The 12,180-nt window shown below is 56.0% G+C and carries 11 protein-coding genes and 4 tRNA genes; 5 read left to right on the forward strand and 10 right to left on the reverse strand.

The window, feature by feature from the left end; translation table 11 throughout:
• The first annotated feature begins 57 nt into the window (after positions 1 to 57).
• From Q0Z94_RS09400 to Q0Z94_RS09410, 3 genes are read left to right on the forward strand one after another with little or no spacing between them, the layout of a single operon-like run.
• Complete coding sequence (locus Q0Z94_RS09400) at positions 58 to 489, forward strand: septal ring lytic transglycosylase RlpA family protein (protein ID WP_298069089.1); 432 nt, start codon at positions 58 to 60, stop codon at positions 487 to 489.
• A gap of 36 nt (positions 490 to 525) precedes the next feature.
• Positions 526 to 903, forward strand: coding sequence for a helix-turn-helix transcriptional regulator (locus tag Q0Z94_RS09405; protein WP_298069091.1), 378 nt, complete (start codon positions 526 to 528; stop codon positions 901 to 903).
• A 29-nt stretch (positions 904 to 932) separates the two neighbouring features.
• Positions 933 to 1,256 carry a type II toxin-antitoxin system RelB/DinJ family antitoxin gene (locus tag Q0Z94_RS09410; RefSeq protein ID WP_298069093.1) on the forward strand — a complete coding sequence of 108 codons (324 nt, stop codon included), beginning with the start codon at positions 933 to 935 and terminating at the stop codon, positions 1,254 to 1,256.
• Positions 1,257 to 1,828: 572 nt separating this feature from the next.
• Here Q0Z94_RS09410 and Q0Z94_RS09415 read toward each other — a convergent pair.
• Positions 1,829 to 2,278: a hypothetical protein gene (locus Q0Z94_RS09415; protein ID WP_298069096.1), complete on the reverse strand. Its 450-nt coding sequence runs from the start codon at positions 2,276 to 2,278 to the stop codon at positions 1,829 to 1,831.
• An 843-nt stretch (positions 2,279 to 3,121) separates the two neighbouring features.
• Here Q0Z94_RS09415 and Q0Z94_RS09420 point away from each other — a divergent pair.
• Both Q0Z94_RS09420 and Q0Z94_RS09425 read left to right on the forward strand, forming a co-directional pair.
• Complete coding sequence (locus Q0Z94_RS09420; RefSeq protein WP_298069098.1) at positions 3,122 to 3,508, forward strand: hypothetical protein; 387 nt, start codon at positions 3,122 to 3,124, stop codon at positions 3,506 to 3,508.
• Positions 3,509 to 3,553: 45 nt separating this feature from the next.
• Positions 3,554 to 3,760, forward strand: a complete 207-nt coding sequence (locus Q0Z94_RS09425) for a helix-turn-helix domain-containing protein (RefSeq protein WP_298069100.1) — start codon at positions 3,554 to 3,556, stop codon at positions 3,758 to 3,760.
• 346 nt (positions 3,761 to 4,106) lie between these two features.
• On the opposite strand, the gene Q0Z94_RS09430 is transcribed toward Q0Z94_RS09425, so the two are convergent.
• The 9 genes from Q0Z94_RS09430 to pta form a co-directional block, all read right to left on the reverse strand.
• A tRNA-Gly gene (locus tag Q0Z94_RS09430) sits at positions 4,107 to 4,181 on the reverse strand.
• A gap of 40 nt (positions 4,182 to 4,221) precedes the next feature.
• A tRNA-Gly gene (locus Q0Z94_RS09435) sits at positions 4,222 to 4,296 on the reverse strand.
• Position 4,297: 1 nt separating this feature from the next.
• Positions 4,298 to 4,371, reverse strand: a tRNA-Cys gene (locus Q0Z94_RS09440).
• A gap of 14 nt (positions 4,372 to 4,385) precedes the next feature.
• A tRNA-Gly gene (locus Q0Z94_RS09445) sits at positions 4,386 to 4,460 on the reverse strand.
• A 115-nt stretch (positions 4,461 to 4,575) separates the two neighbouring features.
• Positions 4,576 to 6,279 (reverse strand): long-chain fatty acid--CoA ligase, encoded by a 1,704-nt coding sequence (locus tag Q0Z94_RS09450; RefSeq protein WP_298069103.1) that lies wholly within the window; start codon positions 6,277 to 6,279, stop codon positions 4,576 to 4,578.
• A gap of 196 nt (positions 6,280 to 6,475) precedes the next feature.
• Positions 6,476 to 8,089 (reverse strand): NAD(+) synthase, encoded by a 1,614-nt coding sequence (nadE, locus tag Q0Z94_RS09455; RefSeq protein ID WP_298069106.1) that lies wholly within the window; start codon positions 8,087 to 8,089, stop codon positions 6,476 to 6,478.
• A gap of 30 nt (positions 8,090 to 8,119) precedes the next feature.
• On the reverse strand, positions 8,120 to 8,911 hold the full coding sequence (gene dapB, locus Q0Z94_RS09460) for a 4-hydroxy-tetrahydrodipicolinate reductase (protein WP_298069109.1): 792 nt from the start codon (positions 8,909 to 8,911) through the stop codon (positions 8,120 to 8,122).
• A gap of 191 nt (positions 8,912 to 9,102) precedes the next feature.
• Positions 9,103 to 10,323, reverse strand: a complete 1,221-nt coding sequence (locus tag Q0Z94_RS09465; RefSeq protein ID WP_298069111.1) for an acetate kinase — start codon at positions 10,321 to 10,323, stop codon at positions 9,103 to 9,105.
• Between the two features lies 1 nt (position 10,324).
• Complete coding sequence (pta, locus tag Q0Z94_RS09470) at positions 10,325 to 11,857, reverse strand: phosphate acetyltransferase (RefSeq protein ID WP_366517605.1); 1,533 nt, start codon at positions 11,855 to 11,857, stop codon at positions 10,325 to 10,327.
• Positions 11,858 to 12,180 lie beyond the last annotated feature (323 nt).

Here is a 12,180-nt window from a genome sequence, read left to right on the forward strand (position 1 = left end):
TATCGGGAAAAGCTGACCGCTTAGAATCAATGCCACAGGGGCTTTTTAGATGTCTACTTGACAGGGGGCAGACCAGAGGCTAGGGCCTCTGAGAAGAACCAACATTACATCTATCTTCCGGGAGAGAGGAAAAAAGACTACCACATAGGGCAGCACATCGAAGGCATTGCGGCATGGTATGGAGAACGAGCCCACGGCAACTTTACCTCGAGTGGCCAGCGCTTCCACTACGACAAACTGACGGCGGCACACAGGACTTTGCCGTTCGGCACTGTGGTGCTGGTCACGAACAAGAAGACAAAAAAACATGTGACTGTGGTTATCACAGACAGGGGGCCTCTGTCGAAACGGTTCGAGATAGATATCTCGCGGTGTGCGGCGGATATCATCGGTATGCGTCGCATGGGCATTGCCCCTGTGGACATTAAGATCGTCCGGCTGCCTTCGTGGTACACCAGGAAGATAGTTCCGCACAAAAAGAAGAAATGATTCCTTGAGGCCTCGCCCGCGCGTTCTGAAATGTGTATGCAGACTGAAATACATCTCCGGCCTGCGGGGGCGGGCCAGGCAATGATTTCTCTCTCGGTTCCCTCTGCCAGTGCCGTTGTGGTGGCCGATGCCATTAAAGGGGTGCTGACCTTGGCCGGACACAACGTGCGCCGGATCAATTCAGAGGGAGAAGAAGTCGTCAGCGCCGATGAAATTTTTCCTGACGCTTCACCTGCGATGGCTCTCCGTGGCTTTCGTGGCAAAATGGAGTGGACACAGCAGGAACTGGCGGAAAAACTTGGCACGACGCAAAATTGCATTTCCGCCCTGGAAAGCGGCAAGCGTCGCATTTCCATGAATATGGCAAAGCGCCTGGGAAAAGTATTCAATATCTCCTATAAGGTATTTTTGTAATTCTGAAGGATGCTGCGCAATACAGCTTCATGATCGTCTGCCTCCTGCTTCACCTGCAGAAGCCGCGGCATACCGTCCAGCAAATGATTGCCTGTGTCTTGAATGTCCGCATAGACAGTCAGCTGAAAAAACAGTTCGATGAGCTTTGTTCTGATTTTGGCATGTCGCCTTCTACCGCGGTGAATATCTTTGTTCGGACACTGGTTCGGGAGCGCCGCATTCCCTTCGAAATCGCCGCACCGCTCGATCCTTTCTACGGAGAAGCCAACAAAAAGAGGCTTCAGGAATCCATACAGCAACTCAACACGGGCAAGGGAACCCGGCATCAGCTCATTGAGGATGATGATGAATAAGGTCTGGTCTGACAACGCCTGGGATGATTACCTGTGCTTGTCCGACTTTTGCCGGCAAACATAGTCACGCCGCCGGGGCGGGGAAAGAAGAGCCATCTTGCCATGTCTCGGAAAAGTGCCCATAACAGAGGCAGAGAGTGCGTCACCCCCCTCTGCCCATGGTGCAAGTCCTCCGAGTTCTCAGCTTCACCGAGAAGCTCAAAGTAAATGCCCCGATGAGAGCTGCTTTCTCTCACCGGGGCGGACGCATTTAATCAAACAGACGCTTGAGCAAATCAGCCAGCAGGCGGCCAATGGTGTTGGCCACAACTTCCCTGCGATTGTGCAGCACAGGCATTACCTCCTTTTCGGAGGACATGCCCGCGTCCGGCACGGCAGGTCACCGCAGGCAGAACGGCAAGGCTCTTTGTTTCCTTCTCTTTCGTTCGGGCAGACGTTGCAGCCAGCGTGGGCCCGCATGGTTTTCCCCGTACTCCAACACGGCATGACAGCGTGGGCGAAGCGTCTGATAAAAGAGGGGCAGAAAGGTTGAAACCAAGCTATTCCCCTTGTGTACTTCTGATTGCCAAAATTTAATTGCCAGAATTTTTATACTTTTTGATTAAATCGACGGCTTTTTCATACATCATGTCATAGTAATAGTCATCACCTTTTGCGCTGGCATACTGATCGGGAGATAGGGAATTGTTATGCGAAATAACATACAACACTCCTATTCTCAGATAAACAGCGATGGTATAGGCGTCCTCTTTGGTGAATCCTTCTTCCTCCATCAAGGCTTTCGCGCTGATGTCACGCCCAGACTTCACCCACTGACGCTGGTCATTCAAGATTTGTTTTTTATAAGCACCGCCAACTTCATGATAGACTTCTTTCCAAACAGCTGTAAGTTCTTTGTCTGCCTGTTTGAAGTAGGGAATTTTTAATAACTCATTGTATTCATTGTCTGTTAATGCATACGATTTTGCTGGAAAAACCGTTGTCAGAAGGCAGAAAATCAAAATGGCAAGTAGATGTTTCATTGTAACCTCCTTTTGTATGATAAAAGGATGATGCCAGGCATGTTTTTACGAATCCAACCATCACTGTCATCACCTGGTGACGGAAAACATCAAAGGGAGAGCATCCTCACTTCGCGAACCCTTGCTGACAGGATTCTTCGAACGATCCATCCGCTCGATGACTCCTGCTTGCCCCGTCTCCGGCAGCGTGTCAAGACGTTTTTCTTATCAGACGAAAAGTTTTGAGATGCGGCACGTTTTCTCCCGCTGCCTGTTCCTTCGGCTTCCGTCTATACGGGAAAATCGTGGTTCCAGACAGTCTTCCCGCCGATGGTATCCGAGCCTGCATCGTACATGGAGATGTGGCGTTCCCTTGTGGAGGGAAAGAGAAGACCGTATCCGATTGCCAGAAAAACATCGGCACTTGGCAAGTAGATATTATGTAGCTAAACATGGACGTTTTTGCTTAATGTGTTTTTGTAACCATAAACGAATGACATTACGCTATAAAACTTCATGATACAATGCCACATACTTCAGTGTAGAAGCTTTGACACCCTTATTTTCGACCTTTTAAAATAGGTCTTGGCAAAAACATATCTCTGTAACTACAAACGCGCAGGATGATGCGGTCTTCCTGTATGAGGATATTCCGATGGATAAAATCATTACAGCACCAAAGGCTCTGTTTCTACAACATTAACCGATCACAATAGCAGTATTAGCCATGTCTTAAAAGATATTAAAATTCAGTCTATTGTTCTAGAAATAATCCAGTGTCCGAATAACGAAAATGGATTCCACGCAATAGTCAAATCAACGATTACTACTCAAGACAATACGATTATCTCTGGACTTGGGGAAGTGTACGCTTCAGACAGCCTTTCCAAGGCAGACGTATTAAAGGAAGCGCAAATCAACGCCTTGTCAGATGCAGCATCTATTATCCGTGCGATTCAGGATATAAATACTCATGATTATAAACCTGATAATGGCGGAAGATTTGGAATAAATAACAGCGCACCTGAGTTAGTATCGAAAAATACAAGTGATAAAAACAAGTTCAACGGTGGTGGAAATAAGCCAGCCAGTGACAAGCAAAAAAATCTCATTAATAGCCTTGCAAAGCAGAAGCAACTGTCTGCTGAAGAAGAATGTATGCAACTATGTAACGTCCATCTTAATAATCTCAGTGGCGCACAGGCTGATATGGTTATTAAGAAGCTCAAAGAAGAAGAAAGTATTTATTAATAGTATGGGAGAATTTGCATTGCACAATACAAATGGAGGTAGACAATGAGTATTCCCAAACATCCGGGCTTTGAACTTGGCGAGAGGATTCAACAAAAGGGCATGACGATGTCCGATTTCGCAAGAGTTATCCATGTGTCCCCATCAAGAATAAGTGAACTTGTGGCTGGAAAGCGCTCGCTTTCAGTCGATAGCGCGTATAAAATATCCCAAGCCTTTAATACGCATAGCAATAATGTAGCAAAACCCTGAAGGGCGGGGTGGAGCTCTATCGGCCTAAAGGCCGAGGCCTCAAACCATAAAGGCAGTAAGATGAAGTATTGGATGAAGAAGCAGATGGAATACAATATTTTCTACAAGGAATTGGCAGAGTCTGCATAAGAGCCTGTATTTGAGCATTGTTTTGTTATTCAAAATTTTAGAGATATATATTAAAAAGTGAACTATGGAAGGGGAAGACCATGCAGAACGCATGGTCTTCTCCTTTCTTGGTGTTTTGCCAAGACTTGGATAGATTTTCCCTCTATAGGTTGGAAATACGGTTGGAAAAAGAAAAGGGGTTATAGGCACATTGCCTGTAACCCCTTGAGAGTGTATGTGGAGCGGGCAACGGGATTCGAACCCGCAACCTTCAGCTTGGGAAGCTGACACTCTACCGTTGAGTTATGCCCGCGTATGAAAAAAGGCTTACGGGAGTAAGCCTTGATCGTTTGTGGAGCGGGAGACGGGATTTGAACCCGCGACTTCAACCTTGGCAAGGTTGCACTCTACCACTGAGTTACTCCCGCATGGAGGCGACATCCAGATTCGAACTGGAGATCAAGGTTTTGCAGACCTATGCCTTACCACTTGGCTATGTCGCCGCACAAAAATATGGTGGAGCGGGAGACGGGATTTGAACCCGCGACTTCAACCTTGGCAAGGTTGCACTCTACCACTGAGTTACTCCCGCGTGGCGTGAGGAAATTTATAGGAGATTCACGCCTGGCTGTCAACAGGAAAACCGTACACCTGGGAAATTTTTGCCCGGAGCGTGGGCGCATCCGTCTCCGCTCCGTGCAGGGAGTTCAGTTCTTGTTTTCTTCTCCGGCCTGCTTTTTTTCTTCCTCCTCACGGAGCGCCCGGCGCAGAACCTTGCCGACCAGCGATTTGGGAAGTTCGTCGCGGAATTCGAAGACACGGGGAACCTTGTACGAGGCCAGTTTGCTGCGGCAGAAGGCCGCGAGTTCGGACACCGTGATCTTTTCGCCCTCCTTGGGCACGATGTAGGCCTTGAGCGTTTCGCCCTTGGAGCGATGGGGGACGCTGAGAGACACGGCTTCCTTGATCTTCGGGTATTCGTGCAGCACTTCGTCGATTTCACGGGGGAAGACGTTGTAGCCGCCGACGATGGCCATGTCCTTTTTGCGATCGACGATGAAATAGTAGCCGTCGGAATCCCGGTAGGCAATGTCACCGGTGTGCAGCCAGCCATCGACGATGGTGACGGCGGTCTCTTCCGGATGGTTCCAGTAGCCCTGCATGACCTGCGGGCCGCGGACGATGAGTTCGCCGATTTCGTTGTCGCCCAGTTCCTGACGGCCGGTCTCAAGATCCACGATGCGGGCTTCGGTCAGGGGGATGGGGATACCGATGGAGCCGATCTTCTGAAGGCCGAACAGCGGATTGGCGATGACCACGGGAGAGGCTTCCGTAAGGCCGAAGCCCTCGGTGATGTGGGCGTGAGTGAGTTCCTGAAACTGCTTCAGGCTGGCCTGCGGGAAGGGCGAGGATCCTGAGATGCAAAGCTGGATGCAGGTGAGGTCGTACTGGGCGATGTTCTTTTGCTGCATCAGGGAAATGTACACGGACGGCGCGCCCACAAAGAAGGTGGGGCGGTGTTTCTTGATAAGCTCCAGCATGTCGTGCGGGGAATAGCGCGGGACGGGTATGCAGGGCGAGGCCATGACCGCGGGCAGGAGCAGCGTGCCCACCAGCCCGAAGACGTGGAAGAAGGGCATGATGCTGAGGAAGATGTGCTCGGGGCAGGATTCGTCCCAGTGCAGCAGGGCAAGGAGCTGCTGCACCTGTGAGGTGATGTTCCCGTGAGAGAGCATGGCACCCTTGGAAAACCCCGTGGTTCCGCCCGTGTACTGGAGCAGCGCCAGAGCGGATTCCGGGTGCTGAGGCTCTTCGCTGTAGCGGCGGCGGTTCTTCATCATGGCCTTCCAGGGGATGACGGTTTTTCCGTCATAGGCAACGGAAGGAGCGTTGCCCTGCCTCCTGGCGTGGAACGGCTGGATAAGATTGAGCGGAAAGGCCAGGCCGTCGGCCACGCGGGACACGATATAGGCCTGAACGTCCAGCCGGTCGCGCAGAGTGTCGAGCTTTGACCAGAACAGATCCATGGTGACGAGGAATTTCGGGGCGGAATCCTGAAAATGATGGGTCAGTTCCTTCTCCATGTAGAGGGGGTTGGTCATGACCACGGTGGCCCCGGCCTTGAGCGCCCCCCAGAAGGCGATGATGGTCTGGGGCAGGTTGGGCATCATGATGGCCACGCGATCTCCGGTTTTGAGTCCGCGATCGCGCAGGGAGGCGGCGAAGGTTTCCGCCTTGTCCTTGAGCTGCCGATAAGTGATGGTGAGATTCTGGAAGATGACAGCCCTGCGGGAGCCAAAATTTTCTGCGGCGCTGTCCAGATAGGACTGTATGGAACGGGAGACGATCTCAGGGTACAGCGGTGCGCCTTCAGCGAGGTGCGCCTGCCATGCGGCGGAGGATTCACTCATGATGTTTTTTCCATGGTTAAAAGGAAAGGGTCGTGTCCATTATAGCCGGACAAGCCGGAACTGTCATTATTTCTTTGTGAGGTTTCCTGCGGAAAAATGTAAAAAAAAACGAAGCGCAGGCAAAAAAAGAAGAGACCTGCCGGAGGGCAGACCTCTTCAGGATAGGTTCGTGAGGATAGGTTCGTGAGGCGTTGCTTCAAATCCTGGTCGCTGTTGGAAGCTGGCGATCCACGCCGAAGGTGCACGAGCTGAGCTTGAGTATGGGCGCTCCCTGATGGCGTTTGAATTCGGCAATGTTCAGGAGCCGGACGATGTCCCGCACGGTCTTTTCGTCGCAGCCCGGCATGACGAGGGTCTCGGCGTTGGCACCGTTTTCCAGGAGCTGGAACAGCGTGGCATCGAGCAGTTCGTAGGGAGGCAGGGAATCCTGATCGACCTGCCCGGGGTGCAGCTCTGCGGAAGGCGCCTTGGAAAAGATGTTTTCGGGAATGATTTCCCGGTTCTTCGCGGTATTATACCAGCGGGCGACGCGGTAGACTTCGGTCTTGTAGAGGTCGCCGATGGGTTCCAGGGCGCCCACCGTATCGCCGTACAGGGTGCAGTAGCCCACGGCGATTTCGGACTTGTTGCCGGTGGCCAGCACCACGCGCCCCATGCGGTTGGCAAAGGCCATGAGCAGGACGCCGCGGATGCGGGGCTGGAGATTGTCGGCAGTGAGGTCGTTCGTCTGGGAGGGCAGACCGGCGAAGGCGGGAGCCAGCGTCTGGTCAAAGGCGTTCATGACCGCGCCAATGTCCACCGTGCGCGTTTCAATGCCGAGGTTGCGGGCCAGGAGCGCGGCATCGGTCCTGCTGTGGCCGGAACTCCACGGGGACGGCATGAGAACGGCCAGCACGTTTTGCGGGCCAAGGGCTTCTGCGGCCAGACAGGCCACCAGCGCGGAATCCATGCCGCCGGACAGCCCCAGGACAACACCGTTCATGCCGCTTTTATGAACGTAATCCCGAATGCCGAGGACGGCGGCCCGGAACAGGGATTCAAGGTGTTCCGGAACGGGGGACACGGCTTCGGGCGCGGAACTTTTCTCCTCACAGGGGAGCGCTTCGGCGCTGACCGTCTTGCGGCCGAGTTCCACGGACAGGATGGCGGGGCGGAAGGCCTCGGCTCGGGAAGTCATTTCCCCGAGCTTGTTCAGCACGCAGCTCTGACCGGCATAGATGAGGCTGTCTGTTGCGCCGGTCTGCTGGACGGCGATGACAGGCATATTCCACATCTGCGCCAGGGCGGAATAATGCATCTCGCGCTGTTCCTGCGCATCGGGCTGAAAATAGTCCGGCGTGGTGAAGAGCATGGCATCGGCTGCGGAAGCGGTGCGTGAGGATTTGAGGTTGAGCATGGCCTCCTGATGTGCCCAGGCGGGATCGTTTTCAGGCAGGTAGAAGGTCGGGCCGTCCGGGATGGACAGAAGCCCGTTGGCCTTGCGGGTGACAGGAGAGAGGTTCCCCTGGCGGAGGAGTACATAGAGGGGGACTTCCGCTCCAGTGAGCGAAAGCAGCATGTCGGGACCGTCCTTAAGCCGTTCGGCCAGCTCTCTTGCGGCTTGCCGGCAGCGGCTGTAGAAGCCGCCGATATGCTTCAGCGAGTCCCAGGGGACACCGGCGAGAGCGTAGGCCGGAGTGAGGCAGAGTGTGCGTTCCCCCGAAGAGGGAGGGCAGAGCGCCGCAGCCCGGCGGGCCATATCGGCAAGCTGAAGCGCATTGCTGTGGAAATTTCCGGGTACGGGATCATGCTGGAGAAGAAAAAGGTGCATACCAACCTCGGAACGGTAAAATAACAGGGGTCAGGCGTGGAGAACGTCCTGCATGTTGTACAGTCTGCCGGGTTTCTGTTCGGAGAGCCAGCGGGCGGCGCGGAGCGCGCCTGTGGCGAAGTTCTCGCGTGAATGGGCCTGGTGGGTGATCTCAATGCGTTCGCCCGGCCCCATGTAGTAGACGGTGTGAACGCCGACGACGTCGCCGCCGCGCAGGGACTGAATGCCGATTTCATCATGGTTGCGGGGAGCCGAGGTGTCGAAGCGGTTGGTGTTGATGGCGGAGGCGTCGAGTCCGCGGGCCTTGAGCAGCGGCTCGGCCAGGAGCAGGGCGGTGCCGCTGGGGGCGTCCTTCTTCTTGTTGTGGTGTATCTCCATCATTTCCACGTCATAGGCGTCTCCCAGCAGGGCCGTGAGCCTGGGCAGAATGTCCATGATGACGTTGATGCCAACGCTCATGTTGGCCGAACGGAAGAGCACATGCTTTTCCGCCAGAGCTTCAAGCTCCTGAATCTGAGCCGCGGTGAAGCCCGTCGTGCCGATGACGATGGGCGCGCCTGCGGCGCCGGCGGCACGGGCATGGATCATGCTGGCTTCGGGCGCGGTAAAATCGACGACCACGGAGTGCGGCAGGCTTTTCAGCAGGGAGGCAAGGTCGCTGGAAACAAGGACGCCGTCCTTTTCCTGAACCTTGAGTTTGTCGAGCAGTTCCGGCCTGTCGGTGATGCCGGCAAGTTCAAGGTCTTCCGCTTCGCGGACAAGGCGGGTAAGGGTGGCTCCCATGCGGCCCGCCGCTCCTGTGACGATGATAGAAAGTCCCATAACGGCCTCCATGAATGCTGATTGGACGCAATACCGCCAGCATAGGGAAATATCGGGGGAAGTGCAAGAGCGAGGCGTTTTCTCTGCGGGACCGGGCGGGGGAACAGTACCCGTTTTTCGCAGCAAGCTTCCAAAATGGAACGGCCCCGCCGGAACACCGGCAGGGCCGTCACCATCGGGAACGGATGGGCTTACTTGCCTTCCTTCACAAGGCGCATGGCGATGCGCGAGATCTCCAGCTCTTCATCGGTGGGCACAACGGCCACCTTGACGCGGGAGTTTGCCGTGCTGATGTAATGGGGGGTGCCGTCGCGTTTGGCGTTGGCTTCGGGATCAAGCTCGATGCCGAATTCTTCAAGACCTTCGAGGATCCTGGCGCGGACGGAAACGGCGTTTTCGCCGATGCCTCCGGCGAAGGCGATGATGTCCACATGGCCGAGCACAGCCAGATAGGCGCCGATGTACTTTTTGACGGAATAGCACTGCACCTTGAAGGTGAGCAGGCAGTCGGGATCACCAGCATTCATGCCCGCTTCGATGTCCCGGCTGTCGCTCTTGCCGCACAGGCCAAGGTAGCCGGACTTCTTGTTCATGAGGTTGTCGATCTGATCGGGGGTGAGACCCTCGTTCTTCATGAGGAAGGGAACGATGGCTGCGTCGATGTCACCGCAGCGAGTTCCCATGACGACACCCTGAAGAGGCGTGAGGCCCATGGAGGTGTCCACGCACTTTCCGGCGCGCACGGCGGAGATGGAGGAACCATTGCCCAGGTGGCAGACGATGACGTTGACTTCTTCAGGCTTCTTGCCAAGCAGGGCGGCGGCCGCCTTGGAGACGTAGCGGTGGGAGGTGCCGTGAAAGCCGTAGCGGCGGATGCGGTACTTCCGGGTCAGCTCCCTGGGCAGGGCGTAGGTGTAGGCGTAGTCGGGCATGGTGGCGTGGAAGCCAGTGTCGAACACGGCGACGTTGGGGACGCCGGGGAAGATCTTCTCCATCGCCTCGATACCCGTCAGGTTGCCCGGGTTGTGCAGCGGGCCGAGGGGGATGTAGTCGCGGATGACCTGCTTCACTTCGGGAGTGACGATGGCTTCCTGATAGTCCGGCCCGCCGAGAAGCACCCGGTGGCCGATAACCACGATGTCGGACTTGTCGCTGATGACGCCGCCAAGCGCCGGGTCGAGCAGCACTTCGGCAACCTTGGCCATGCCCGCGGCATGGTCACAGTAGTTGCCGGGGTAGACGAACTTTTCCGCTTCGCCATCGGCGGTGAAGCGCTTATGGGTGAGCAGGCTGTCGGGGGCGCCGATGCGCTCCACGAGGCCCTGGCACAGGCGGCGTTCCGTGCCCTCTTCGAGGACCTGATACTTGAAGGAAGAGCTGCCGCCGTTGATGACAAGGATTTTCTGGGACATATTACCTGAGTCCTTTTTCGGCCTGAGCCTGGATAGCGGTGATGGCAACGGTGTTCACGATGTCCGGCACGGTGCAGCCGCGGGACAGATCGTTCACGGGCTTGCGCAGCCCCTGCAGTACGGGTCCGATGGCCACGGCGTGCGCGGAGCGCTGAACGGCCTTGTAAAGGTTGTTGCCGGTGTTGATGTCGGGGACGATGAAGACGCTGGCGCGGCCGGCTACGGGATCGCCGGGCATCTTGGTTCTGGCAGTGACGGGATCCACGGCGGCGTCATACTGGATGGGACCGGTGATGAGCATGTCGGGAGCCTGTTCCCTGGCCAGACGGGTAGCTTCGCGCACCTTGTCCACAGAGGCGCCCTTGCCGGATGTGCCCGTGGAGTAGGACAGCATGGCGACGTAGGGCGTCAGGCCGAAGGCCTGCGCGGTTTCCGCCGTGGTCACGGCGATGGTGGCGAGCTGTTCGGCCGTGGGGTCGAGATTGATGGCGCAGTCGCCGTAGGTGTTCACACGGTCCTTCAGGCAGACGAAGAAGGCGCTGGACACGATGGAGGCGCTGGGCTTGGTCTTGATGAATTCCAGAGCCGGGCGCACGGTATGGGCGGTGGTATTCACGGCGCCGGAGACCATGCCGTCGGCCTGTTCCTTGTAGATCATCATGGTGCCGTAGTAGGTGGCGTCGGCCATTTTCTCGCGGGCCTGTTCGATGGTTACGCCCTTTTTGGCGCGCAGTTCGGCGTAGGTGGCGGCGAAGTCTTCAAAGTCGGGGGACTTCACGGGATCGATAATCTCGGCTCCATCCACGCTTACGCCCAGTTCTGCGGCGCGGGCATGGATTTTTTCGGGATCGCCGAGCAGAATGATTTTGGCCACCTTGCGCTGAAGCAGAATGGCGGCGGCGTTGATGAGGCGGTCTTCTTCGCCTTCGGGCAGGACGATGCGCATGGGATGCTTCTGAGCCTGAGCGATGAGTCCGAATTCAAAGAGCCGAGGCGTGACGTGCGCTTTACACGCATCGAGGATGCAGGCGAAATCGGCCATGCTGCCGCTGACCGGAAAGGCGAAGTGGGCGTTGACGGACTGTTCGTCTTCGGCGGACATGCCGGAGAGGTACACACCGAGTACTTCAACGCACTGTTCCTTCATCTGGCACTGGAAGGCGGCGATTTCGGCCATGACTTCAGCCGCGGAGCATCCGGCACCGGAGAGGGCAAGCAGAACGGGCGCGCCGAGATTGGCGGCCGCGCAGGTGTTCAGGGCGACTTCAAACGCGGCGTTCCTGCCGCTGAAATCGCTGCCGTCGCAGATCACGAAGTCGGCATCCGCGGCGACTTTGGCGTATTCGGCGAGGATGGCGTCGATAAGTTCGCCGCCTTTGCCGGCGTTGATGTGTTCACGGGCGGTGCAGAGGCAGGGGAAGGGGCGGAACAGCGCGGCCTTGCCGCAGCCCTGTGCAAGTTTCATCATGCCGGAGACGGCTTCATCCTTGCCGGATCCGGCCGCAAGCGCAGTGATGAAGAGCGTGCGAGCCATAGAGGTTCTCCTTGACAGGCGTCATTGATATGAGGTCGGGCGCGGAAGCCCGTAAAAGGAAAAAACTCAAGTCATTGTAATGACCTGAGACTTTCCGTCAAGAGGCGTTCTGGTGGAGAAACTCTGGGAAAAGAAAGAAAGGCAAAGAATAATAAGTAATTAGACTGAATAGTGCCGCGGCGAAATATTGTTTGAGCGTTCAATCTATTGCAAGGGCGCAAAAAAAGCCCGCCAGGGCGGGCCGGGAAAGTGGCGAAGCGGACGGGACTTGAACCCGTGACCTCCGGCGTGACAGGCCGGCGTTCTAACCAACTGAACTACCG

Origin of the sequence: uncultured Mailhella sp. (assembly GCF_947631555.1) — a bacterium.
Taxonomy (GTDB): Bacteria; Desulfobacterota; Desulfovibrionia; order Desulfovibrionales; family Desulfovibrionaceae; genus Mailhella.